Annotated in this window: 20 protein-coding genes; 14 read left to right on the top strand and 6 right to left on the bottom strand. The window is 63.5% G+C overall.

The window, feature by feature from the left end:
* The first annotated feature begins 46 nt into the window (after positions 1–46).
* On the top strand, positions 47–283 hold the full coding sequence (locus tag QXZ85_RS19110; RefSeq protein WP_315704051.1) for a hypothetical protein: 237 nt from the start codon (positions 47–49) through the stop codon (positions 281–283).
* 357 nt (positions 284–640) lie between these two features.
* On the opposite strand, the gene QXZ85_RS19105 is transcribed toward QXZ85_RS19110, so the two are convergent.
* Positions 641–865, bottom strand: coding sequence for a hypothetical protein (locus QXZ85_RS19105; protein WP_315704052.1), 225 nt, complete (start codon positions 863–865; stop codon positions 641–643).
* A gap of 1,015 nt (positions 866–1,880) precedes the next feature.
* Between QXZ85_RS19105 and QXZ85_RS19100 the strand changes: the two genes are divergently transcribed.
* The gene (locus QXZ85_RS19100; RefSeq protein ID WP_315704053.1) at positions 1,881–2,294 is read left to right on the top strand and encodes a group II truncated hemoglobin; all 414 of its coding nucleotides are present in this window, start codon (positions 1,881–1,883) and stop codon (positions 2,292–2,294) included.
* 18 nt (positions 2,295–2,312) lie between these two features.
* Here QXZ85_RS19100 and QXZ85_RS19095 read toward each other — a convergent pair whose 3' ends face one another.
* Positions 2,313–2,504, bottom strand: a complete 192-nt coding sequence (locus tag QXZ85_RS19095) for a hypothetical protein (RefSeq protein WP_315704054.1) — start codon at positions 2,502–2,504, stop codon at positions 2,313–2,315.
* A 191-nt stretch (positions 2,505–2,695) separates the two neighbouring features.
* Between QXZ85_RS19095 and QXZ85_RS19090 the strand changes: the two genes are divergently transcribed.
* Entirely contained in the window at positions 2,696–3,082 is a 387-nt protein-coding gene (locus tag QXZ85_RS19090) for a hypothetical protein (RefSeq protein ID WP_409977501.1), read from the top strand.
* 44 nt (positions 3,083–3,126) lie between these two features.
* On the opposite strand, the gene QXZ85_RS19085 is transcribed toward QXZ85_RS19090, so the two are convergent.
* Entirely contained in the window at positions 3,127–3,513 is a 387-nt protein-coding gene (locus tag QXZ85_RS19085; RefSeq protein ID WP_315704056.1) for an NUDIX hydrolase, read from the bottom strand.
* Positions 3,514–3,695: 182 nt separating this feature from the next.
* Between QXZ85_RS19085 and QXZ85_RS19080 the strand changes: the two genes are divergently transcribed.
* The 3 genes from QXZ85_RS19080 to QXZ85_RS19070 all read left to right on the top strand — a co-directional run bounded on the left by QXZ85_RS19080 (position 3,696) and on the right by QXZ85_RS19070 (position 5,069).
* Positions 3,696–3,890, top strand: a complete 195-nt coding sequence (locus tag QXZ85_RS19080; RefSeq protein WP_315704057.1) for a DUF3072 domain-containing protein — start codon at positions 3,696–3,698, stop codon at positions 3,888–3,890.
* Between the two features lie 81 nt (positions 3,891–3,971).
* A complete protein-coding gene (locus tag QXZ85_RS19075) occupies positions 3,972–4,718 on the top strand; it encodes a 4'-phosphopantetheinyl transferase family protein (RefSeq protein WP_315704058.1) in 747 nt (248 codons plus the stop codon).
* Positions 4,719–4,781: 63 nt separating this feature from the next.
* The gene (locus tag QXZ85_RS19070; protein WP_315704059.1) at positions 4,782–5,069 is read left to right on the top strand and encodes a hypothetical protein; all 288 of its coding nucleotides are present in this window, start codon (positions 4,782–4,784) and stop codon (positions 5,067–5,069) included.
* On the opposite strand, the gene QXZ85_RS19065 is transcribed toward QXZ85_RS19070, so the two are convergent.
* Complete coding sequence (locus tag QXZ85_RS19065; protein WP_316174631.1) at positions 5,066–6,370, bottom strand: glycoside hydrolase family 3 N-terminal domain-containing protein; 1,305 nt, start codon at positions 6,368–6,370, stop codon at positions 5,066–5,068. The two genes, QXZ85_RS19070 and QXZ85_RS19065, sit on opposite strands and share 4 nt — an antisense overlap.
* A 205-nt stretch (positions 6,371–6,575) precedes the next feature.
* On the opposite strand from QXZ85_RS19065, the gene QXZ85_RS19060 reads away from it, so the two are divergent.
* The 4 genes from QXZ85_RS19060 to QXZ85_RS19045 all read left to right on the top strand — a co-directional run bounded on the left by QXZ85_RS19060 (position 6,576) and on the right by QXZ85_RS19045 (position 11,355).
* Positions 6,576–8,063 carry a DUF4173 domain-containing protein gene (locus QXZ85_RS19060; RefSeq protein ID WP_316174629.1) on the top strand — a complete coding sequence of 496 codons (1,488 nt, stop codon included), beginning with the start codon at positions 6,576–6,578 and terminating at the stop codon, positions 8,061–8,063.
* A gap of 22 nt (positions 8,064–8,085) precedes the next feature.
* Positions 8,086–8,787 (top strand): response regulator transcription factor, encoded by a 702-nt coding sequence (locus tag QXZ85_RS19055; protein ID WP_315704062.1) that lies wholly within the window; start codon positions 8,086–8,088, stop codon positions 8,785–8,787.
* On the top strand, positions 8,784–10,370 hold the full coding sequence (locus QXZ85_RS19050) for a sensor histidine kinase (RefSeq protein WP_315742241.1): 1,587 nt from the start codon (positions 8,784–8,786) through the stop codon (positions 10,368–10,370). The genes QXZ85_RS19055 and QXZ85_RS19050 overlap by 4 nt, the downstream gene beginning before the upstream one ends.
* 127 nt (positions 10,371–10,497) lie before the next feature.
* Complete coding sequence (locus QXZ85_RS19045) at positions 10,498–11,355, top strand: VOC family protein (protein ID WP_315764194.1); 858 nt, start codon at positions 10,498–10,500, stop codon at positions 11,353–11,355.
* Positions 11,356–11,391: 36 nt separating this feature from the next.
* Here QXZ85_RS19045 and QXZ85_RS19040 read toward each other — a convergent pair whose 3' ends face one another.
* Both QXZ85_RS19040 and QXZ85_RS19035 read right to left on the bottom strand, forming a co-directional pair.
* On the bottom strand, positions 11,392–12,426 hold the full coding sequence (locus tag QXZ85_RS19040; protein WP_315704065.1) for a 2Fe-2S iron-sulfur cluster-binding protein: 1,035 nt from the start codon (positions 12,424–12,426) through the stop codon (positions 11,392–11,394).
* The gene (locus QXZ85_RS19035) at positions 12,426–14,390 is read right to left on the bottom strand and encodes an ethylbenzene dehydrogenase-related protein (RefSeq protein ID WP_316174626.1); all 1,965 of its coding nucleotides are present in this window, start codon (positions 14,388–14,390) and stop codon (positions 12,426–12,428) included. Before QXZ85_RS19035 ends, QXZ85_RS19040 begins: the two co-directional genes overlap by 1 nt.
* A gap of 988 nt (positions 14,391–15,378) precedes the next feature.
* Here QXZ85_RS19035 and QXZ85_RS19030 point away from each other — a divergent pair.
* The 4 genes from QXZ85_RS19030 (at position 15,379) to QXZ85_RS19015 (ending at position 22,887) form a co-directional block, all read left to right on the top strand.
* On the top strand, positions 15,379–17,136 hold the full coding sequence (locus QXZ85_RS19030) for a type I secretion system permease/ATPase (protein ID WP_315704067.1): 1,758 nt from the start codon (positions 15,379–15,381) through the stop codon (positions 17,134–17,136).
* The gene (locus QXZ85_RS19025; RefSeq protein ID WP_315764188.1) at positions 17,133–19,079 is read left to right on the top strand and encodes an HlyD family type I secretion periplasmic adaptor subunit; all 1,947 of its coding nucleotides are present in this window, start codon (positions 17,133–17,135) and stop codon (positions 19,077–19,079) included. The genes QXZ85_RS19030 and QXZ85_RS19025 overlap by 4 nt, the downstream gene beginning before the upstream one ends.
* A gap of 67 nt (positions 19,080–19,146) precedes the next feature.
* Positions 19,147–20,886 (top strand): autotransporter strand-loop-strand O-heptosyltransferase, encoded by a 1,740-nt coding sequence (locus QXZ85_RS19020; RefSeq protein ID WP_315764186.1) that lies wholly within the window; start codon positions 19,147–19,149, stop codon positions 20,884–20,886.
* Between the two features lie 204 nt (positions 20,887–21,090).
* Positions 21,091–22,887, top strand: coding sequence for a hypothetical protein (locus QXZ85_RS19015; RefSeq protein ID WP_315764184.1), 1,797 nt, complete (start codon positions 21,091–21,093; stop codon positions 22,885–22,887).
* Positions 22,888–23,162: the final 275 nt, after the last annotated feature.

Below are 23,162 nucleotides of genomic sequence, written 5' to 3'. Positions count from 1 at the left end.
CGATGTTCCTACATTGGAGCCGAAGCTATCGTCCGGAGCCGGTTCGATGTATCGGGCATTTGCATTGTTTTTTGCTTTGGGTCCTTTGATCGGCCTGATCGAGCCTGCTGAGGCCGCGCCGGCACATCACGCCCGGGCACGCCATCATACCGTCGCGCGTCCGGTCCCGAGCGGCGCGATTCCAGGCGCGATCCCACCTGGGTGGTACAAGTTTCCCGGCTATCAGCCGATCCCTCCCGAGCAGAACCGAAATCTCGACCCCTCCAATTTCGGCGGCGGTTGATCGCGCGCATCGAGCCCGAGATCGCGATCAGCGCGAAACCAAGGACCAGAAGTTAGTCGCGCAAAATTCTCCTGCGCGGCGCAGCTGCGACATTATCAAGGCATCCAGGATGGTCTTTGCGTCAGGCCAGCAACCCGGAGCCTGCGGCCATCAGCAAGGAAGGCAGAATTTTCGGAGCGATCATCACGCGCCCGAGCCGCAGGAACGATGATCCTTCCTACCAGGAAACCGCTTATCGCGCCCGACGGTCTTGCTACACGACCAAGCGCGACAGACATAGTGAGCCGCTGCGTGCGATTGCCGAAGCAAGATGCTTGTCGACAACGAGCACCGCGAGTGGAACGGATATCACGTCCGCTAAGGCACATCGCCGCGCTTGCGGCTGCCACCGATTGAATGCGGCTTATTCCAGAAGTACTCGCGATTTCCTGTCGCAGCCTCGGCATACTGGTCGATCGCGACAATGATCGCCTGGACGTGGTGGTAGCACCACCCTTCTCGCCCGGCCTGGCGCCGCACCTCGTTGAGGGCTTTCAGAAATGGCGGGGGATTCGTTTCGTCATCGAACCATCGGCCTTGCATGTCGACCTCCGTCTCAGAGGAACGAATTAGAACAAACAAAGAACAATCAATCAAGCACCTGGAGGTAGTTCGACAGCCGTTTGAAACGCGGCGATGATCGGCACGCTGGCGCGTTATGAACGACGACGTGTACATGCGGGTAAGACGGGCGGATCGCATGACCGCCGCTACGTATGTACCTATGGAAGGCGTAGCTGCCGGTCATCTCGGCGGGCACGCCTCAAGCTACGACGCCCGATGGGGCCTGGGGCGCCGCAGGTGGTTTGCCCGACAGGCGCGTTTCGAAATCTTGAGATCGTAACTCCTCCGTCGCGGGCCTCATCGGCGTTGCGCGGGAAAACTTATTTCGACAACCGTATCAACGCGGTCGCGCCAATTGCGTCCTCAGCGTCAAATATTTCTATTTCGCTTTTTCAGAAATCATGTTTTCATCTGCGCATCCCGCCTCGCGCGAGGGGCGTACGCGTCGTCACGATACGTAGAGGCGGGCTGCGATGGACGGTGTTGCGTCAGGCGCATCTGCGCAAGACGACTGACGCAGCAGCGGACGGCGAAATCGTGTGGTCCTGACACCCCGACGCTGGTGTCCCGCGCAACGCGCCTCGGTGCGTTGTCGCGCATGGTGGCCAGAAAGCCCGGTGCACCAGGGAGATCACGTATAAGCCGTAAAGCCATCGCGCAGGGAATGCCGGATGATCCGGCTGATCCTGTGGTGACTGCCGCCTGCTTTTCTTGTTGCAGGCGGGCCATGGGTGAGGCCTTCACCCGGCATTCCCTGCGCCCTCCGTCTCGGACGGAAGGTTTCATGGATTCACCTCGGACGCCGACGGCGCCGCGAGAGCGGTTTTGTTTGCCTGCAATTGAATGAGACGCCTCGGATGCACGCCTGCCCTGGCCCGCTGAAAGCCACGTCAATATCGCCGGTTGCGATGAGTTGGCACGGATTGATGCAGATCAACGCATCATCCGCCTGCGGCCTATTGGGTCCGATCTGGACCGACCGGGAAGAGACGTGATGACAGCGACCGACGCGACCAGCAATGCCGCAATTCCCGAAGCCACGCCCTATGAACTGATCGGCGGCGAGGCCGTCGTGCGGCGGCTGGCCAATCGTTTTTACGAGATCATGGACAGCAGTCCCGACGCCGGCCGAATCCGCGCCATGCATGGCGAGGACCTCGGCCCGATCAAGCAGATGCTGTTCGAATTCTTGAGCGGCTGGCTCGGCGGTCCCCCGCTCTATTTCGATCGGACCCCGCACCGTTGCATCATGTCGGCGCATCGGCCTTATCCGATCGGTGAGGCCGAGCGCGACGAATGGATGATGTGCATGCGGGCTGCGATGGCTGATTGCGAACTGCCGGCAGAGATGCGCGCGCTGCTCGACCAGGCCTTCCTGCGCATGGCCAACGTGATGCGAAGCCGCTGACCGGCCGACGGTGACGGGCTACTCCACCTTCTGTGCCTCGCGCGCCAAGCGTTCGGCCCTGAGCCGCTCGCGGTTGGCATTAAACGCCCGTTGGGCCTCCTGATGTTCGCGCATGGCCTGCTCGGCATCGGCCCTGCGCGCCGCATCGCGGGCGCGGCGTTCTTCGGGCGTCAGGATCCGTGGCGGACGGATTGGGGTCTTGTCTGACATGAACTCTCAACGCCGGTCGGGCCCAGATGTTCCGGAGCGGAGGCCAATTTGCGCCTCGGATGCTGACAAATCGGGCACCATAGCCGCAAGCGGCACGCGGACACTTGACGGCGGGGGTCACAAGCCTGACAAATTCATGCGCCCAATTGTCACAGCGGAGGTGGCGCGTGAGACATGTCGACGCCGTAGTGATGTTCGTCAGCCTGTGGCTCCTGGCCTCGATGCTCCTCGATGCCCTGACGCCGCCCGAGCTGAACGTCTATATGATCGGCCCGGCCCTGGCGCCGGCCATTTTCGTCACGGCTGTGCTGTACTGGCTGCGGATCCCGGCGCTCGACTTCGCCGTGGTGTTCGCGACCGTCTGGATGGCGTCCGAGATGGTGCTCGAAATGATCACGCCGAAACCGCTCTCGCCGTTCTTCGCCTTGATCGCGGCCGCGCCGCTGCTGGTGGTCGGTTCGGTCTTCAATTTTCAGTGCTGGTATCGCTCCAAACGCCCGACGCGCCCGGTTCTGTCGCCATCGATCTCCGGCCTTTCCTCGCCGGGCCAGGTCTCCAAGCGGGCCCATCAGGTCTGATCCTGCTGCGGCTTGCAAGCCTTCCAATCACCGGCGCTACTAATCTAATTGTCCCGCTTCGGAAACAGACGGTCGCAGATGTAGCGCGAAGTCGGGGTCAGGCGGACGCCACGCGGCTTTTGCCATTCGGCGCGATCGAGCTCCCTGGTATCACCGATCTCGAGCCGGCCCTTGGCATACTTGGCGATGAAGATGGCATCACTCATCCTCCGCCCGGACCGCTTGTTCTTGGCCGTGACCTCCTTCCAGAGCCTGAGACGGCCAAGCTTGAGCTTGGGCAGCTCCTCCTTGATCTCGCGCTTGAGACATGCCTTGTCCGTCTCGCGAGGTCGCTTGCGGCCGCCGGGAAACATCCACAGACCGTCGACTCGCCGCCGAACCAGGAGAACCTTGCCGCGTCTGACCGCAACGAGCTTGGATGCCTTCGCCATTGCTACTTCGCACTTCCTCCTGATCAAAAGTGGATAGTAGTCTTCCAGGTTTCAAAGAGTCGCGCGATCTGTAACTGTCCGTATCGGCGGCGTCTCTGTAAAGCGAGTATATCGACGCCAGAACATATCAGGAACAATCGGTCGTCGGAGCCGTTCGGGCCCTGATACAATTAGAGAACTATATGGCTGACAATATGAAGAAAGACCCTGACGATTGGGTTTCAGGGCGCGACCCAATGACCGGCGCCCAGGCGCCCTATATGAAAACTCAAAGCGAGCAGGCGCACGCGCCAGACCCGAGTGGGAAGCAACTGACCAAGGCGAAAGCATCGGAGTTGATCGATCGGTTGCGTGAGCAAGCCGGCATCGACAAATGACGCGATGCTCCGCGGTCCAAAATTGACGGTCACCCTGATGCCTGATTTTCGTCCGAGCCCCGCGCTGATCAGGCAGAACGCATGACCGCCAAATGCAATGAGATCCGCCTCTGGCTGATGGAAGTCGATGCTGCTCCGCCAGCACTGCTGGCCCATTGGCGCGCTTGCCTGAACGCGCAGGAGCTGGCGCGCGCCGACCGGTTCTACTTCGACGCCGACCGTGAGATCTACCTCGCCGCGCATTGGCTGCTCCGGCAGGCGCTGAGCCACGCAGCTCCGTTGGCGCCGGAGGCTTGGCAGTTCGCGAGCGAGCAATTTGGCAAGCCGCGCATCGCGCCGGGGCTCGGATATGGGAGCCTCAAGTTCAACCTGTCGCACACCAGGGGATTTGTCGCCTGCGCCGTCGGCTATGACGCCGAGATCGGGGTGGACGTGGAACGGATTGCGCCCAAGCACGCCAGCCTCGACATCGCCGAGCGCTATTTCAGCGCAAGCGAAGTTGCCCTCATGCGGGCTGCTCCCGCCGCGGACCGGGCGATGATCTTCTTCCGTCTCTGGACGTTGAAGGAGGCGCTGATCAAGGCGACCGGCGAGGGTCTGTCGCGCGCACTCGACAGCTTCTCGTTTGCTTTCGCGCCGACCGCGATCACCTTTCAGCCGTCCGATCCAAGCGAGGCGGCCAGATGGATGTTCCTGGAGGATCGGCCGACTCCACATCACGCGCTCGCGTTGGCGATTCGGTCCGGCACAGCCGGCAGGGCCATCCCAGTTTCCCGTGTATCTGTCGAGCCCGGCGAGATGAACGTCCTTGATCGGAGCGCTCGATGAGGGGCGAAAATGTCGCGAATCACCGCTGCGTTGTTTACTCTTGGAACGACCGAGGAGTTCAGCATGGTTGCGGACAGTGACAGCAGGATCGCCTGGCATCGCGCACAGCTCAAGAAGAATCGTGCGGCGTTGAGGCAGATCGAAACCGCACGCTTCACGATCGGTGAGAGCTCGGATGCCAAGGCGCTCGAACGGGCCAAGCGGCAGTTTTCGGACCTTCAAGCCAAAATCCGTGAATCCGAACAGGTGCTCGCCCAGCACGAACGCCAGACCCGACGGCCGCTCGGCACAGATCTGCGCAGCCTGTCGCGCGTGTCCTGGCGCGATTGGACCGGCAACGGGCAACGCTAATCCGCTTCGCTGAGGTGCCGGCGTCGCAGCCGCTCTTCGCTGCGCGCCAACGCGGCGAAATCGAGCTGTCCCTGTTCGAGCGCCCGTCGCGCGCAGCCGAAGATGCGGTAGAATTGCGCGCCGTCATAAGCGACGAGCAAGAGGTCGGCCCCGCCGTTCAGCGCTTCGACCACGGCCTTGCAGACGTCGCCGCCATAGATGGCGCCCATGACGAGATCGTCGGTGATGATGATACCGTTATAGTTCCAGCTCTGCCGGATCAGACCATCGAGCACCGCCTTCGAATGCGACGCCGGCCGCTTCGGGTCGAGGGCCTCGAGCTTGACGTGGCCGACCATCAGCACGGCTTGCGTCTCCTTGAGAACCTCGCGGAACGGGCGCCAATCCGAAGCCGCGAGCTCAGCAACCGGCGTCTGCAGCTGTGCTGCAAACTGGTGCGTATCGGCCGTCACCCGCCCAAGGCCCGGGAAATGCTTCACGGCAGCACCAACCCCGCTGGCCGCAAGCCCGTGGATGTAGCTGGTCGCGATCTCGCTGACGACGGCGGGATCACTGGCGATCGCGCGCTGGCCGATCAGGGTGTTGAAGTCGAAACGAATATGCTGCCGGTCCGGACGAAGATCGAGCACCGGGGCCAGGTTGAGCGTGACGCCGACATCCGCCAGCGCTGCGCCTTGGCGGCGGCCGACCGCCCCGGCCTCACGGCGGCGCCGCTCCGGCGCGAGATCGGCGAGCGAGGACAGCGCGTCCTCGTGCGGCAATGGCGGCGACAGGTGCGCAACGATACCGCCCTCCTGATCAGCAGTCACGATGAGGCGCGGCAAGCCTGCGCCGGCGCGCCTCGCCTGCAGCGCCGCGATCTCGGCCTTCAGTTCGGCAGCCGTCCGCCCGCTTGCGTTGTGACGGGTCACATAGACGCCGCCAATCAGTCCTCGCTCGGCCAGCACCGCGGCTTCCTCCGGCGCGGCATAGCCGACCACGAAATGCGCGCCGAGCAGCCGCGCGACCGCAGCATCACTCGTCAGCACCTCGTATTTGCGCCAGGCAAATGACGTCTGCGCAGCGACGAAGGCTATGAGCGGCATACACCAGAGCAGCAGCAGAATCCGGCTCGCGACCCTGCCCTCGCGCCATGCACCGCACCGGAGCAGCAGAATGGGAACGCCGGCGCTCACAACCAGCAGAACCACTTGGCCCGCACCACGAAGATGGACCAGATAGGGTTCGTTGCTGTTTGCGGCAACGACGACCAGAAGCAGCGCCATCGGCCAGAGCGCCACGATGCGGAGACGTTTGATCATCGCGTAAATCGGTTTGTCGTTGGACCTGTTGCTCGCCTAGCAGCGCCTTCGCGCACGCACCAGTCGAGAACGGGTGCCTGCACGAAATCTGCAAAACAATCCTGAATGCCTGCAAAACCCCTCCCCGGTCGCTGCACCATCCCGCGTCAAGGTTCATCTCGCCAGCCGACAGCTGGCCGAACGATGACTCATGCGAGGACCACAGATGACAGGTTTTGCCGCGCCGGCCGTGGAGAATACACCGCAACAGAATTTTGCGCTCAAGTTCACGATCGCCATTGGCCTCGCCGCACTCGCCGATGCACTGTTCTATGATCAACGGATCGGACTGTCGTTGACCGTCTTTACGATCGCACTGGTCGCGGCCTCGCTCATTACCAACCGGGCCCAGCTCGATCGAAAGCGCGCAGTCGCGGCGAGCATCATCTTCGTTGCGAGCGTGTTGCCCGCCGTCGAGCAGCTGAGCACGCTCTCGTTCCTGTTCCTGTTGCTTGGGACGATCAGCAGTATCGCACTATGGACCAATCCGGCGATCGTCGGCTCGAGGGCGCCGCTCACGGCGTTCCGTCAGTTCCTGCTGATTGGCCCGTTCAGACTTGGCCCAGATATCTTGGCGGCCATGCGTGCCCCCGGGTTATCCCGCTCCATTCTCGGATGGTGCGTACCCGTTGCATTCGGGCTGGTGTTTCTGGCTCTCTTCGCAGAGGCCAACCCGTTGATAGAGCAATGGGTGGACATGCTGAGGCCTCACAGAGTGGCTGCGGATTTCGATCAGATCCACGTACTGTTCTGGCTTGCGATGCTGTCGCTGATCTGGCCCTTCATCCATCTCCGATGGCGCCCGAAGGCGGTGCGCCCTACCGGCTTCGCGCCCGCTGCGGCAGCATCACAGGGATCGATCGCGACGGCGCAGGCCGCTCTCCTGGGACCGGGCACCGTGTTGCACTCGCTGCTCCTGTTCAACCTGCTGTTCGCCGTCCAGAGCGCAACTGATCTCGTCTATCTCTGGGGAGGAGTACAACTGCCGGACGGGCTGACCTATGCAAGCTATGCACATCGCGGCGCCTATCCGCTGGTCTTCACGGCTTTGCTCGCCGCATCCTTCGTCGTCCTCGCGATCCGTCCGAACGACACCAAGCCGCAATCGCTCTCGGCGCGCGTCCTGCTCTATCTCTGGGTCAGCCAAAACCTGCTGCTCGTCATATCCTCGATGCTGCGGCTCAAGCTCTATGTCGACAGCTACCTCTTGACCTATTGGCGCATCGCGGCCCTACTCTGGATGGGTCTCGTCGCTCTCGGCCTGATCTTGATCACACTGCGGATCACGATGAATCGCTCTCATCGCTGGCTTCTCCAGATGAACCTGCTGGCCGTGGCCGCGACTCTCTATGTATGCGCGCTGACCAATTTCGATGCCATCATTGCCGGCTACAATGTGACCCACAGCCGGGACGCGGGCGGCAAGGGAGTGATGCTCGATGTATCTTATCTCGCGAGCCTCGGTCCCCAGGCGCTCCCTGCCATCGATCGGGCCATCGCATCCCACCTATCCGAATCCCATCTTTCGGCGTGTCGCGACCGGCTGCTGCAGGCACAGGCCAGCGACATGGCATCCTGGCGAACCTGGAGCTTCCGCGGCTGGCGCCTGCAGCATTATCTCAACACTCATCCGGTACCGTCTCCGCCGAGCTGATTTTGTTTGCACGCAGGCTACCATGACCCATCGTATTCTCGTCGTCGACGACGACCCGCATATCCGCGAGGTGATCCGGGTTGCGCTCAGCAAGGCCGGCATGGACGTAACCGAGGCAGCCGACGGCAAGGCGGCCCTCGCCCGCTTCGAGCGCGACCGGCCCGATCTGATCGTACTCGACGTCGGCATGCCCGAGTTCGACGGGCTCGAAGTTTGCCGGCGAATTCGCCGCAACTCAGACCTGCCGATCTTGTTCCTGTCGGCGCGCGACGAGGAGATCGACCGCATCTTAGGACTCGAGATCGGCGGCGACGACTACGTCACCAAGCCATTCAGCCCGCGCGAACTGGTCGCGCGCGTCAATGTGATCTTGCGGCGGGCAACGTCGCGTAGACTTGACCGCGCGGATCCGGTCGAACTGCATCATGGCAGGCTTCGCCTCGACCCAGCGCAGCACGCCGCGCATTTCGGTGAGATGCCACTGCGCCTGACTGCGCTCGAGTTCGGCATTCTGCGGGCGTTCCTGAGCCGTCCAACCGTCGTATTCAGCCGCGAGCAGATCATGGCGACGGCCTATCAGATGAATATTCAGGTCTCCGACCGGACCATCGACAGCCATATCCGCAACATCAGAGCCAAGCTTGCAGCTGCCGAATGCGACGATGTGATCGAGACGGTCCATGGGGTCGGCTTCCGGCTCGGCCGCTGCGGCGGCCCGGCATGATCGCACCCCGCCGCAAGTGGCGGCCCTCGCTGCGCCAGATCGTCTTCGGAGTGCTAGCGCTCGTCGCCACCCTGCCCTTGGTCGGCCTGTTCTTCTTCCGTATCTACGACAACCAGCTGATACGCCAGACCCAGGCCGAGTTGATCGCCCAAAGCCGTGTTCTCGCCGCGCTCTACGCCGAGGAAGTGACTGCGCGGCTCGGCGCCGGAATTCCGCTCGGCGCGGAGATTCCGCCTGACTTGCGTCCCGATCCCCCAGATGCGGTTACGCCGATCCGGCCACTGCTCGATCTGGCCGCCGACGACCTGTTCGTGCGGCGACCGGATGCGCGTCCGGCCGCCCACCCCGCCGATCCCGCCTATGTCGCGATCGGCGCCCGGCTGATGCCGATCCTGCTGGAGACTCAGAAGGTCACGCTGGCCGGCTTCCGCATTCTCGATCCGCATGGGGTGGTGATTGCGGGCCGCGATGAGGTCGGCCAGTCGCTGGCCCATATCGAGGAAGTCGCGACCGCATTGGAGGGGCAATACAAGGCCGCGCTGCGCATTCGCAAGCCCGACAAGGCGCCGCCGCCGATCTATTCGCTGAGCCGCGGCGTCGGCGTCCACGTCTTCTCTGCGATGCCGATCATCGTCGATAACCACGTGGCCGGCGTCATCTACACCTCGCGCACGCCGCGCAACATCTTCGAGCACCTGTATCAGGAGCGCGGCAAGTTCATCGCGGCTGGCTCCGCTGTCGCGCTGACGACATTGTTGATCGGCTTCATCGTGGCGCGCACGATCACCCATCCGATGCATGAGCTGATCGAGCGCGCCGGACGAATCGGTCGCGGCGACCCCGAGGGTTTCCGTCCGCTTGCTCACTACGGCACGCGCGATTTCGCCGAGCTATCGAGGCAGTTCTTCGCGATGGCCGAGCAGCTGGCGCGACGCTCCGATCACATCGCGAGCTTCTCCGCCCACCTGACCCACGAGCTGAAATCACCGCTGACCTCGATAAAAGGAGCCGCCGAATTGCTGCTGGATTCGCTGGGTACCCTTTCCAACCCTCTGACCCGCATCGAGCAGGAGAAATTCCTGGGCAACATTCTCGGCGATGCCGAGCGGCTGGAGGCCATGACCCAGCGCCTGCGCGAGCTCGCTCGCGCCGAAATCACCCCGCAGCACGAGCGTGTGGATCTGGTGTCGGTGATCAGCAAATTGCGCGAGCGCTTCAGTGCGCCGAACATCACGATGCGGGGCTCATTCGAATCCGTGATTGCGATGTCGGCGGAGACTGCTTTGATCGCGCTGTCGCATCTCGCCGACAACGCTTGTCGCCATCAGGCTCGTAACATCTTGCTGGAGGCGCACCGTGACGGGGACATGCTCGTGCTCAACGTCAGCAATGACGGTGAGCCGATCTCGCCGCAGAACCGCGACCGGATTTTCGACGCCTTCTTCACCACGCGCCGCGATAGCGGCGGCACCGGCATGGGTCTCGCGATCGTGCGCGCCATCATGACCAGCCATCGCGGCACGATTGCACTCGAACCGACCGAGCAAGGCGTCGCATTTGTGCTACGCTTTCCGATCGGATGAACTTTCCAGTCCCGCACAATGCGAACGGGATCGAGGATCATTCAGCACCAAGCTGGCCGCGCCTATTGCCCGCCACGTCAGATCAGCCTATCTGACCGTGACAGTCGGAAGCTCGGGAGAGCAACACGTGGCCCTCAAGAACATCATCGGTATAGATCATGCCGTCGTCGCGGTCACAGGACTGGACGCGGCAGCGGAGTGCTGGCGGCGGCTCGGCTTCACGCTCTCTCCGCGCGGCACTCACAGCGCCAAGATGGGCACGGGCAATTACACGATCATGCTCGACCCCGATTATATCGAGTTGCTCGGGGTCTTGACAGAAACCGATCACAACGTGGCGACGCGAAACTTCCTGGCGCGGCGCGGCGAAGGCATCGAGCGGATCGCCTTCACTGCGGTCGATGCGGCTGAGGGAGCCGAGGAGATCAGGGCCCGCGGCTTTGAGCCGATCGGCCCGACCGATTTCGAGCGTCCGGTGCCGATGCCCGACGGCAGCCTCTCGGCCGCGAAATTCCGCGTCTTTCATTGGCCGCTGACGGAAGCGCCCGGCGGCCTGCGCATCTTCGCGTGCCAGCATAAGACCCGCGAGACCGTCTGGATCCCAGAGTTGATGCGGCACGCCAACGCAGCCAGGTGCCTGAAGCAGGTGCTGATCGTAACGCCGGCGCCGGCCCGAGACGCTGCGCATCTGTCACGCCTGATCGACCGCGAAGGACGTGCCGACACCGACGGTGTGGTCACGGTGGCGTCCGGCGGGAGCCGAGCGGACTTTGCTTTTCTGACCAGGGATCAATTGGCGAGCCGCTATCCGGCCGTCTCGCTGGCTGGATTGCCAGAGCATGGCGGTGCTGGCCTGGTGATCGGATCGAGCGATCTGGCCTTGACCGAAGCGGCGCTGGGGTCAAGCGGCGTCCATAGCGGCATAGCCATCTGCGTCCCGCCTGCTGCGGCCAATGGCACGCTGCTCGCATTCGTGGCCGGCTGACGGCGTCAAACCGCCGTCGCCGCCCAATCCTTTGCCTTATTCCGCTGCCTGCAACATCGAGGGGCGGCCGCGCTGGCTGTCCAGCCAACCGGCAAGGCGGCCCATGAGATTGCCTCCTTGCTCGGACGGCTGCGCCGACGAGACGAACGGATCGCAATGGCAGCGCGCGCCCGCAGCGCGGGCGATTTTCGCCACCGCATCGGTCATCGCTGGCGCGCCACAAGTATAGACCACGTCGTTCGGCGTCAGGTCCGGCATGTGCTCGGTCGGCCGGCCGGTGCGCAGTGCCGGCGAGATGTTCTGCGGTTCGGAGACGATCGGGATGATCTTGACGTTGGGGAAGCGCGCGAGCCGGCACAGCGCCTGGTGCATGTAGAAGGATTGCAGGGTGCGCGCCGTCACGATGAACACCATATCGCGCTTCGGATTCTCGGTGATGGCCGCCACCGCAATGGACCACATCGGCGCGAACCCGGTGCCGCTGGCGACCAGCACGATGCGGCCACGATGCTTCGGGCGGAAGAACGCGGTCCCGAGCGGTCCGATCAGCTTGACCCGATGGCCGGGCTGGATGTCACGTCCCAGCGCCGACGAGACCAGACCGTCCTTGAGCTTGCGGATGTGCAGATAAAGCAGGTGATTGTCGGGCGCGCCGGCCATCGGAAAGGTCGGGCTGTAGCAGCGCGCTGGGTAGCCGCGGAACTGCACCTTGACGTACTGCCCGGGGAAATGGCGCAGCGGCTTCGGCAGATCCAGCGTCACACCCATGACGTCAGGCGCGAGCCGGACGAGATCGCCGACTTCGGTCGACATCGTCACGGTGTCCGGCACCGGTTCGGTCACGATCTTGAGGTCTGACACGACACGGGCCTGGCAGGCATGCGCCATGTCGCCTTCGGTGCCCCCGAACAGCTTGCCGTCGACGACGCGTACCTTGCAGGAGCCGCAGATGCCGCTGCGGCAATCATGGGGAAGTTCGACGCCGCTGGAGATCGCGCTGTCAAGCAGGAGATCGCCCACATTGGCGTAGAATGTCTCCTTGTTGAACTGAACCTTGCAAATCTTCCCCATCACTCCACCTCTAGTCGCATTGGCCGGATCTGCCGCGTATGTCGGATCTGGGTGTGATCGAACGCAGCGACTCGCATAAACACGCCGTTCTTGATCGGAACGTCGTACTTGCTGTGTGTGTCCATTTTGCGGGCAATTTCGAGCGTCCAGTGGCCCGATGCCCAACGTGCAGCACAGCGAATGTCCGCCCGGTCCCCGGAAAAGTCGCCATTGATGATGACGCCGGGCACGACGGTGCCGACCGGTATCTGGGCGTCGGCTTCCATCGTATAAGGCACCGATTCGGCCTCCGTCATGAACCATCGCGCCCCATCGCTCTCGCCGATGTTGGGATCGAGATTGATCTCGCCCATGGCGGCCTTCATCGCAGTAACGTCCTTCGGCAGCCGCTTCGGCCTGACACCACGATTGCCGAGCATCTCTGCGTCGCGATCGATGACGAAGTTGTCGGAATAGTTGGCGTTGCCAGGGTCCGCGCCGAAGCCCCCCTTGTAGGGCGCGAGACCCTTGACCTGCTCTGGAGTCGGTTCGGCCGGCGGACCGAAATGATCGTCATCCATCCAACCCGTCGGACCGCCGCTCGTCGCCTTCCACTCCCACGCATCAGCATAGAGGTTCGGCGCGGGCGTATAGTGGATGCCACGTCCGGACAGCGTTGCCGGCTTGTCCGGCATCGGCTGTGAGCTCATGTGGAAGGTGCGGTCAGCCGCAAGCGTGATCGGCAATGTCGTGAACAAGAGCGAGAACTTGTCCTCGTTGTAGTCGTTCTCGTCGCCCTTCTCATAGCCGTTGTGCAGCAGATGCCAACCATCGGCGCGCTTGATCAGCGGCAGCTGCTTCAGCGAACGGGTCGGATCCTCCCAGATCACGAGGAAATAGACCCAGCTGTCGTCATGCGCGGCCTTGATCCAGACCTTGGACTCGCCGGTGCCGTCGAAATTGTCGCCCTGGTTGGTGGTGACCATGTGCGGCTGGATATTGCGCCAGACCCGGTCCGAGGTATCGCCGTCGAGCGTCGGCGCATCCGCGTTCTCGATCCGGTGAACCGTGACCGAATCTTCGGCATAGTAGTCGGCGGCGACCATCGCCCACCCCGCAAAAATCGCGACCGCCGCAGCGACCACGAACGGATTCGCCTGGAAGGTCGGATTGCGCCGCCGTGCATTGCCCTTCGTATTGCCCTTGACGTTGCCCCTGCCGCCACTCGTCGGCGGCGCCGCCGACCGCGGACGCACCGCGCCATTGCGCGCGTCCACGCGGCCGCGAACCAAATCCTCCGAACGACTTGCGGGCATCTGTTCGCGGGCCGATCTCATGGCCGGAGCCGCCGGAGAGACCTTGATCGGGGCCTCGCTTTCCTCGAGTCGCTCGGATTGCTCGACCAGCATGGTCAGCAACTCAACCGGGTCGAGACGCGGCGGCGGCGGCGGCAGCGCCTGTGGCCGGAATACCCGGTACAACTGTGATGCCCCGCCGATGCCGTAGTGAACGAGGATGTGCAGGAGAATGAACGCAGGCACGACCCAAGTCGCATACCAGTGAATCATCATGGTCACGTATCCCGACTCGATACCGAAGAACAACAAGCCGCCGGTCACGATCAATGCGGCCATGGTGATGAACAGCACCCAATGCAGGAACACGCTGATGGAGCCAAGACGCGCTGGCCTTCGGCCCATCAGGCCCTTGATCCGCATCTTGTCGACGGCCACACGCCGGCCGAGGCCGGATTTGGCGATATAGATCATGTAGGCGATCGCCACGCTCGCCAGCATCACGCCGGCCGGCATGTGCCACGTCCAGGTATGTTGGCGTGGCAAGGCCCAATCCAGATGCTCGGAGATCCAGGCGTGACTTGGCGCTTCTGTGGCCATGCGCAGCCCGGTGGTGAAATCGACCACGGTTGCCCCGACCAGCAGCCAGTGCAGGATGATCGTTCCGTAGTCTGTCTTGCGGACCCTCATGCGCGGCCGTCTCCTCGCGGACCCGCGCACATGCAGATTGCAGAACCGGCCGGGCGTCGAGCGCCATCGCTCCTGCTCCGCAGACGAACGCGACGCGCGTAGCCGCGCTTCGAACATCCGTATGCGTCGAGCTCCGCACCGATCCGGTCGATCATCATATCGTTCAGCAATTCGTCCCCCAGATGCCTGTTCTGGCAAGCGAGCTTTCTACTCTGCCGTCGCGAGGACATCGCCTCGTAAACGACCGGACAGCCCCTGACGGCGCATTCGTTCACCGTCATGCGTCGGTGTTCGGGTCTATCAACAATGGTGCGAACGGCGTCGCAGTACGGCGTCGCACCGATACGCTTCCCCTTAGCGTATTCCCCGTCTACATCGTTCCAACACGGCACGAGCGAGCCGGTGCCGCGGCGGACGGCGTAGATATAGTTTTGCGAGCGTCTCAGTCGGATTGCACCCCACTCCGCTTCGTCCTCATCGTCATGCTCATGATCTGCTTCTATCCCCGGATACCGAAAACCAAGAAGTGATCGGCGCGTCCATTGCATTTCACGAAGATTTATTTGGCTTCATGGCGTCATTCGGCCCGCACAGCGACCAATGCGTGCAGAAGCAAGGTGATAGACGGACGAAACTATGACGCCGTCGGTTCGGCCGCACGGCGAGCACGGCCGAACTCTCTGTGCGACCTTCGAAATTTGTCGCTGCCAAATTTCTCTCGCATCGTCTGAATTTTTTTTTGCACTGCGTTGTTGTCGTCGTCCCGACTACGTTTTTAGGACCGACGCGCATTCGTTTTTCCAACAGAAATCTCCCCTCGTCCCATTGTTGCCGGAAAATCGTCTGCATCGGCTGTCACCAAAGCCTGATCGATCATTATCCCGACGACATGTGGAGAGGGCGCGACCGAATGAGTGTCGCTCAAGACCGTCCGCGAACACGAGCGACGGCAGGCTTAACGGACCTTCTTGCGGCGGGAGATGATCCCGTGACGCGCGGGCTGCGGCAAGCCGCACGGCGGATGGCAGGCATCGGCGTATTCAGCGGCGTCATCAACATCCTGATGCTCTCCGGCTCCGTTTATATGATGCAGGTCTATGACCGCGTCATCCCAAGCAAGAATCTGGCGACGCTGGCCGGCCTGTCGGTCATGATTCTGACCGCTTACGTGATCCAAGGCTATTTCGACGCGCTGCGTGCGCGCATGCTGTGCCGGGTGGCGACAATGTTCGATGCCGGCCTGCAGGATGCGATCCATCATGCGCTCGCAACCCTGCCTTTGCGCGGCACCAAGCCGATGCTGATGCAGCAGCCGCTACGCGATCTCGATCAGTTGCGTGCCTTCATGTCGAGCATGGGACCGACCGCGTTTCTCGACATGCCCTGGATTCCGATCTTCCTGATCGGACTGTTCATGTTTCATCCGCTGATCGGCGTCACGGCCATGATCGGCACCGCGGCCATCATCTCGATGACGGTCGTGACCGAGCGGCTGTCGCGCCGCGCCAGCAAATCGGCGAGCGAGACCAGCGCAGCGCGTCAGGTGCTGGCGGATGCGATGCAGCGCAACGCCGAGGTGATCCGCGCGCTGGGCATGATGCAGCGATTCTCGGCCCGTTGGACCGACGTCAACGAGCGCTACCTGAAAGAGAACATCCGCTCCAGCGACGTATATGCCAATCTCGGCTCCGCCGCGAAGGTGCTCCGCTTCATCCTGCAATCCGGCATGCTCGGCATTGGCGCTGCTCTCGTCGTGTCCGAGCAGGCCTCGGGCGGCGTCATGATGGCCTCCTCGATCCTGATGGGGCGTGCGCTGGCCCCGGTCGAAGTCGCGCTCGGCAGCTGGAAGCAACTGGTCGCCGCGCGCCAGGGCATCCTTCGGCTGCGCGACATCTGCAAGGCGACTGCCAAACCCCCGGCTCCGCCGGTAGCGCTGCCAAGACCCTGCCGCGAGCTCGCAGTGCAGGAACTTGCGGTCACGGCGCCCGGCCAGGACCGACCGATCGTCTCGAACATCTCGTTCTCGATCAAGGCCGGCACCGGACTTGCCCTGCTTGGCGCGAGCGCATCGGGTAAGACCTCGCTGTCGAAAGCGCTGGTCGGAATCTGGCCCGCACAGCACGGCGTGGTGCGCCTCGACGGCGCCGCGCTCGATCAATGGAGCAACGAGGATCTCGGCCGCCACGTGGGCTATCTGCCGCAGGACGTCGCATTGTTCGACGGCACCGTGGCGGACAATATCTGCCGCTTCGACGACGATGCGAGCTCCGATGCGATCCTGCATGCGGCTCAGATCGCCGGCGTACACGAGATCATCCTGCGGCTGCCCGAAGGTTATTCGACCCGAATCGGTCAGGGCGGCATGTCGTTGTCTGCCGGGCAGCGTCAGCGCATCGGGCTTGCCCGAGCGGTGTTCGGCGACCCCTTCCTGATCGTGCTCGACGAGCCGAATGCGAACCTGGACGCCGACGGCGAAAATGCCCTGAGCCGCGCAATTGCGATCATGCGCCAGAAGCAGTCGATCGTCATCGTGATCTCGCACCGGCCGAGCGCGCTCAACGTGCTGAACATGGCGATGGTGCTTTACGAAGGCAAATCCATTGCCTTCGGTCCCTGCCAGGAGATCTTCGCCCGCATCGCCGGAGCTAAGCCCGCTCAAGCTCCGCCGGCGGTCGCGAAGGCGGCTCCCACACCGAACGCAAGAGCCATTCGTCGCGCGGCAACCGCGGAAGGCGCTCCCGCATGAAACATGTCAACGACCTCCGTCCGTACGATGAGAACGACCCCAATTGGCGCGGCATGCCGCAGAGCCGGACGGTCGGTCCCCAGGGCGATGCCCTGATCCTGGAGCTACAGCGCCTGCGAGGCGCATTCGACGACGAAGAGCCGGCCGATCCGCGTGGTCGGCGCGCTCCCCGCGATGACAGCAAAAAAGGTCGAAGACCACCGCCGGCCGGCGGCGGCCGCAAGAAGCCGGCACAGCGCCTCGCAAAGCGAAAGAAGGGCAAGGTGGGGCGGGCCTTCGATATCTCGCTGTCGCTGTTCGGATTGAGCCCGGCCCGTGCCCCGCAGCGTCATCCCGAAGCGATGCGCGAGCAGCGGCCAGCCTGGATGCGGGAGCCCGAAATATCGCCTCCGTCGCGGCCGCGTTCGGTCCTGCGGGATGACGGTTCGCTGCCGATGAATTTGAGGGCAACCGCCCCGACCATCGAGCTTGCACCGGAATCCAGCCGACGTCCGCCTGCAGGCGCGCTGGTGCCGGCCTTAATCGAACCGCAGACGCGGGTCGGCCGGCTGGTCGGGACCGCGAGTCTGGCGCTCACCACAGGCGTCACTTTCATCGCCAGTCAAGGCACTGCGGCCCAGCTCGATGATGGCTCCGACGAATCGCTGATCCCCCGCGTCGGCCATATGTTCGAGAACGAGCTGCGTACCGGACTGAGGGTTCTGCTCGTGGCCGGCGCGCTCGGAGGCGGCTGGCTGACGATGGTGCCGCTCGCCGGCGCCGTCGTTGTGCCCGGCAATCTGGTCGTGCAGTCCGACGTCAAGGCGATCCAGCACCCGACCGGCGGCATCGTTGCGAGCATCAAGGTGGAGAACGGCAAGCATGTCGCAGCCGGCGATCTCCTGGTGCGGCTGGACGCGACGCAGGTGCAGGCCAATCAGCAGGCGATCGCGAAACAATTGAACGAGCAGCGGGCCAAGATCGCCCGCCTCGTCGCCGAACGCGACGGATTGGAGCAGCCGGAATATCCGCCGGAGCTGACCTCTCATACGGATGACGCCAATGTCCGCAGCGTGATCGCCTCCGAGAATGCGCTATTCAAGGCGCGTCTCAGCACGCGGCAAAGTCAAAAGGACCTGCTTCAGGGACGGATTGCTCAGCTCAATCAAGAGATCACCGGCATGGAAGCCCAGTCGGACTCCAAGAGCAAGCAGATCGAGCTGATCAACGGCGAATTGGCCGGGGTGCAGGATCTCTACGACAAGCGGCTGGTGCCGTTGACCAGGCTCACGACGCTGCAGCGCGAGGCAGCACGGATCGACGGCGAACGCGGCCAGCTCACCTCGGCTATCGCCGAGACCCGATCGAAGATCAACGAAGCGGAGCTGCAGATCGTCAAGACTGATCAGGACTTCCGCACCGAAGTGGTGAAGGACCTTGGCGAGACGCAGGCCAAGGAAGGCGAACTGATCGAAAAAAGCGTGGCCGCGCGCGACCAGCTCGATCGAATCGAAATCCGAGCGCCGAACTCGGGCACCGTCCACCAGCTCTCGATCCACACGATCGGCGGCGTGATCAAGGCGGGCGAAACCATCATGGAAGTCGTTCCCGACTCCGATGAGCTCCAGGTCGAAGCCCATGTCCAGCCGAAGGACATCGACCATGTGCACACAGGTCAGGACGCCTTCGTTCGATTTTCGGCGTTCAACCAGCGCACGACGCCCCAGGTCACAGGACAGGTCTCGTTCGTCTCGCCGGACACCACGACGGATCAGCGCAGCAACTCAACCTTCTACACGGTCCGGGTCGTCTTGTCGGAGGACGAGCGGCATCGCCTGGGCAGTGCGCAGTTGATCCCGGGCATGCAGACCGAAGTCTTCCTGCAGACCGGCAAGCGCACGATGCTGAGCTATCTGATGAAGCCCATCATGGAGCAGTGGCGTCGCGCCTTCGTCGAGGAATAGGCGCGCCCGGGCCGTGAGCCTCAGGACGGCATCGAGTTCCGCCCCAGCGCCGTCTGGCGCAACCGACATGCCCTTGCGCCACGCCGGTGCAACGCCGATACATGCTTCGACCACGCACCAAGTCGAAAACCCCGCCGGAAGCCGTCGGCTGCCGCGACCGTCGACGTTACCGACTCAGCTCGGGCCGATGGGTCTGCGCTATGATTTCAACGATGGCTGCCGCGTCATGCTGCCCGAGACCGGCCGGCCCTGGCGCGTTCGCCTGAGTGATCTCGACACCGGCAACCTGCTGTACGAAGTCGAGCTGCGATCGGGCCATGTCAACAGCGCCAAGCGCTACTTCGTCCGTTTCCGGCTCGAGGTCTGGAGCGGCAACGAACCGGTGCTCTGCCACGACTACCATGCAGCTGATCGCGACGTCCTCATCCAGTTTCCGGTCGGCACGATCGGCGACATCATCGGCTGGCTTTCCTATGCGATGAGGTTCAAGGAGCTGCATCGGTGCCGGCTCACCTGCGCCCTTGGCGAACCGCTGATTCCTCTTTTCCGCGGCGCCTATCCTGACGTCCGCTTCGTCTCTCACGTCGACGTCGAGCCAGCGCGCTTCTACGCGACCTACAGCGTCGCGCTGTTCTTCGATGACCATGAGCAGGCGTATCAACCTTCAGACTTTCGCCAGGTCGGACTGCACCGGACCGCCGCCTATATTCTCGGTGTCGATCCCGCCGAGCAGCCGCCGCGCATCGCGCTTGCAGACGCCGGACGGCCGATCGCCGATCCCTATGTCTGCATCGGTGTGCAGGCCACGACGCAATGCAAATATTGGAATAATCCTCACGGCTGGCCCGAGATCGTCGACTACATCAAGGCGCTCGGCTACCGCGTCGTCTGCATCGACCAGAAGCCGAGGCACGGCCGCGGCATGGTATGGACCGAAATTCCCGAGGGCGCCGCGGACGAGACCGGCGACCGGCCGTTGCAGGAGCGCGCGCGCTGGCTCAAGCACGCCGCGGCCTTCGTTGGCCTGTCCAGCGGGCTGTCTTGGCTTGCGTGGGCGGCGGGTACGCCGGTCGTGATGATCAGCGGCTTCACCCATCCGGTCAACGAATTCGCCACGCCCTATCGCGTTATCAACTATCACGCCTGCAACAGCTGCTGGAACGACGTACGCCACCGTTTCGACCATGGCGACTTCCTGTGGTGCCCGCGTCACCGGGATACGCCGCGTCAGTTCGAGTGCACGCGCCTGATCACCGCGGATCAGGTCAAGGCGGCGCTGGCGCGGATTCCGGGCTTCGGTCACGGCACAGCCGGTGCCCTCGCGCCGCCGATCGACGAGGCGTTTACGGTGGCCGCCCTGCCCGCGCCGGCCCCGATCGGAATTCCTCGCGGAGGCATGGCGGTGGGCATCACGCCCCGCGCCGGAGCGCTCCGTGATTTGGCCGCAAGCCATGTCCGTGCCGGTGACCACGCGGCCGGAAAACGCGATCACGCGTCCGCGCTGCGCGACTATCAGGCAGCAGCCGCGATCATGCAGCGCCTCGCCACAGCCGAGCCGGATAACATTCCTCTCCTGCGCGACCAGGCGGTGAGCTGGAATCGAATTGCGGCGGTGCTGACCGCCTTGGGCGATCATGCGGGCGCGGCTGATCAGTACCGGCGCAGCCTCGGTCTGGTCCAGCACCTCATGGCTTCGGCGCCGCACCACCCCGACCTGCAGCGCGATCTGGCCTGGGGCCAGGCGCGATTGGCCGATGTTCTGGTGGCGCACGCCGCGCAAAGCTCGCCGCAACGCGATCCGGCCTGAACATCATTGTGACGTCACGGCGGCCCCTCGGCCACGACGGTCCCAATCTGCCCGAACAACATCATAATTGCGGACCGCTCCCTGCTTGTTTCGGCCCCATTGCGGCAATTAGTTCATCCGCGACAGTTTGACGCGGTATTGCGACAGTCTGACACATGCTGCCGCCTGTCGGTCCAAGAGCGAGACCACTCGAGGAGATGATCAATGGCAAATAATACGTTCAATCCGACCGCGCTGGCGAACGGCACGTCGAACCTGCTGGTGCGCGCAGACGCGCTCAACCAGTCCACCGACCTGGTGCAGGCAGGTGTCGTCTTCAACGATGCTGTCCGCATTTCGCAGGGCCTGTTCAGCCTGGCCGGGAGCGGCAACCAGAATCCGTTCCTCGGCAGCTACACGACCGACATCCACGCGGTGCAGAACGACATCGCTGCGATGCTGGCCAATCCTGGCCAGGTCACGCTCGGCGGCCAGACCTTTACGCTCAACACCACGGACACTGCGGTTCTCACCAATGTCCAGGCCCAGCTGGGCTCGCTGATTACGGCGGCGGCAGGCATCACCAATGCCGCGACCTTGGCGACCGCCGAGCAGACCATCCACGCCGTGCAGAGCCAGATCCTCGGCGAGATCAACAACGACGCGCACCTGTCGGCTGCGCTGAACAAGGTGACGTTCATGGCCACGACCGGGGCCACCGACGTTGCGTTCCAGAACGTTCCCGCAGGCGCCGACGATCCCGCCTCGCTGGCTGCGGCGACGGCGGGCACGAGCCTCAAGGCGGTCGGCGCGGTGTTCAACGCGGCGGAAGCGGCGGCGGCTGGCGGCATCAATGCAGGCAACCTGCAGGAGATCACCAACGATTTCACCGCGGTGTCGCAGGGCCTCACCAACATCCTCAACAACAAGACCATGCTGGCCCAGATCGAAAAAGGCGAGACCGCCAACGCGGCTGCGCTGACCACGATCCATCTCCAGACGGCGCTCGGACAGATCAACCTGCAACTGAACAACTATGACGGCGCTGCCGCCGCCGGCAATCAGACGGCACTTCGCGGCACCGCCGACAACCTGCTCGACATTATCGACATCATTCAGAACGATGCGAATTTGAACACCGCAGCTGGAGGCAATGGAACAGCAGGTCATGCTGGAGGGTTCGCCGAGGATCCGGGCGGACTGACCGGCACCGTGACCAAGTTCCAGGACAACCAGGTGCAGACCAATTTCTGGGCTGCCTTCCTGGCCGAAGCCAACACCATCAACGCGACCTTGCAGAAGATCGCGACCGGCGGCGCGCAGGCCAGCCAGACCCTGGTCACCCAGATCCAGAACTATCAGCACTTCGGCGCCGCCTTCGACGCCGCGCAGGGCGCGGTCTTCCAGGCCCGCTTCGACAATGAGCTGCTCAGCGGCACGCTCGAGGCCGATACGGCGAACGCGTTGAAGGGGCTGCAGGGCATCCTCAACGGCGACACCGGAGCTGCGCTTGCGGCTGACAAGGCGATGGTCGCAGCAGCCGGCCAGGGTTTTGCTGCCGACGCCATGGACGTCTCCGGCAACAACATCGCGGTCGGCGGTGCGACCTATGTCGGCACCGCGACCACAGTCTCGGCGGCAACCTCGGTCCATGGCCTCGCCCACGGCACCATCCCGGTGACCGCGACTCCCAACATCGCCAACGGCACCGGCGGCACGGCGGCAGCCGGTACGACGGCGGCTGGGGCCGGAGGAACGCCTGCCGCAGCAGGTGGTGCGGCAGGCGCCGGTGGAGCGGCCGCTGGCGGCACCACGTCAGCCGGCGGCGGCACGACGGCCGCTGGCGGCGGGACTACGACCTCGACGGGCGGCGGTACGACGGCGGCCAATCATGGGACAGCGGCGAGCCATCACAGCCACCATTCCCACCACAGCCACACGGCGGCCGCTTCAGCGAACACGGCTGCTAGTCATGCCACCAGCGCCGCGCATCACCACGCAATGGTCCATATGTGGGGCTGATCCGCTACTCACCTCCGAGTACGATCAGAGAGCGAGCGGCCAGTGCAGAATGACGTTCTGCACTGGCCTCCTCGAGACCAAGTGAAAAATCGGGGCGACATCTGGGCTGCAACATGCAACGCCCGTCGAATCGACCCAGACTGTGCTTCGGATGACACCTACGAGATCAACGACTTGGCAACAATCCGTCGCTGAACGGCAACAATCGGAAACCGCCCGAACAACAACATAGTTGCGAACTTCGCCACGCTTCTTTTGGCCCCAATAGAGCGAAT

Origin of the sequence: Bradyrhizobium sp. SZCCHNGR1005, from assembly GCF_032489995.1 — a bacterium.
GTDB lineage: Bacteria > Pseudomonadota > Alphaproteobacteria > Rhizobiales > Xanthobacteraceae > Bradyrhizobium.
Note: the sequence above shows the minus strand (reverse complement) of the source record. Positions and strands in the feature narration are given on the sequence as shown.

What these genes read in the sequence shown, in the direction of transcription:
- QXZ85_RS19110 (WP_315704051.1), top strand. Translation starts at nt 47, where the DNA reads ATGTATCGGGCATTTGCATTGTTTTTTGCTTTGGGTCCTTTGATCGGC.
- QXZ85_RS19105 (WP_315704052.1), bottom strand. Translation starts at nt 865, where the DNA reads ATGCAAGGCCGATGGTTCGATGACGAAACGAATCCCCCGCCATTTCTG.
- QXZ85_RS19100 (WP_315704053.1), top strand. Translation starts at nt 1,881, where the DNA reads ATGACAGCGACCGACGCGACCAGCAATGCCGCAATTCCCGAAGCCACG.
- QXZ85_RS19095 (WP_315704054.1), bottom strand. Translation starts at nt 2,504, where the DNA reads ATGTCAGACAAGACCCCAATCCGTCCGCCACGGATCCTGACGCCCGAA.
- QXZ85_RS19090 (WP_409977501.1), top strand. Translation starts at nt 2,696, where the DNA reads ATGTTCGTCAGCCTGTGGCTCCTGGCCTCGATGCTCCTCGATGCCCTG.
- QXZ85_RS19085 (WP_315704056.1), bottom strand. Translation starts at nt 3,513, where the DNA reads ATGGCGAAGGCATCCAAGCTCGTTGCGGTCAGACGCGGCAAGGTTCTC.
- QXZ85_RS19080 (WP_315704057.1), top strand. Translation starts at nt 3,696, where the DNA reads ATGGCTGACAATATGAAGAAAGACCCTGACGATTGGGTTTCAGGGCGC.
- QXZ85_RS19075 (WP_315704058.1), top strand. Translation starts at nt 3,972, where the DNA reads ATGACCGCCAAATGCAATGAGATCCGCCTCTGGCTGATGGAAGTCGAT.
- QXZ85_RS19070 (WP_315704059.1), top strand. Translation starts at nt 4,782, where the DNA reads ATGGTTGCGGACAGTGACAGCAGGATCGCCTGGCATCGCGCACAGCTC.
- QXZ85_RS19065 (WP_316174631.1), bottom strand. Translation starts at nt 6,370, where the DNA reads ATGATCAAACGTCTCCGCATCGTGGCGCTCTGGCCGATGGCGCTGCTT.
- QXZ85_RS19060 (WP_316174629.1), top strand. Translation starts at nt 6,576, where the DNA reads ATGACAGGTTTTGCCGCGCCGGCCGTGGAGAATACACCGCAACAGAAT.
- QXZ85_RS19055 (WP_315704062.1), top strand. Translation starts at nt 8,086, where the DNA reads ATGACCCATCGTATTCTCGTCGTCGACGACGACCCGCATATCCGCGAG.
- QXZ85_RS19050 (WP_315742241.1), top strand. Translation starts at nt 8,784, where the DNA reads ATGATCGCACCCCGCCGCAAGTGGCGGCCCTCGCTGCGCCAGATCGTC.
- QXZ85_RS19040 (WP_315704065.1), bottom strand. Translation starts at nt 12,426, where the DNA reads ATGGGGAAGATTTGCAAGGTTCAGTTCAACAAGGAGACATTCTACGCC.
- QXZ85_RS19035 (WP_316174626.1), bottom strand. Translation starts at nt 14,390, where the DNA reads ATGAGGGTCCGCAAGACAGACTACGGAACGATCATCCTGCACTGGCTG.
- QXZ85_RS19025 (WP_315764188.1), top strand. Translation starts at nt 17,133, where the DNA reads ATGAAACATGTCAACGACCTCCGTCCGTACGATGAGAACGACCCCAAT.
- QXZ85_RS19020 (WP_315764186.1), top strand. Translation starts at nt 19,147, where the DNA reads ATGCCCTTGCGCCACGCCGGTGCAACGCCGATACATGCTTCGACCACG.
- QXZ85_RS19015 (WP_315764184.1), top strand. Translation starts at nt 21,091, where the DNA reads ATGGCAAATAATACGTTCAATCCGACCGCGCTGGCGAACGGCACGTCG.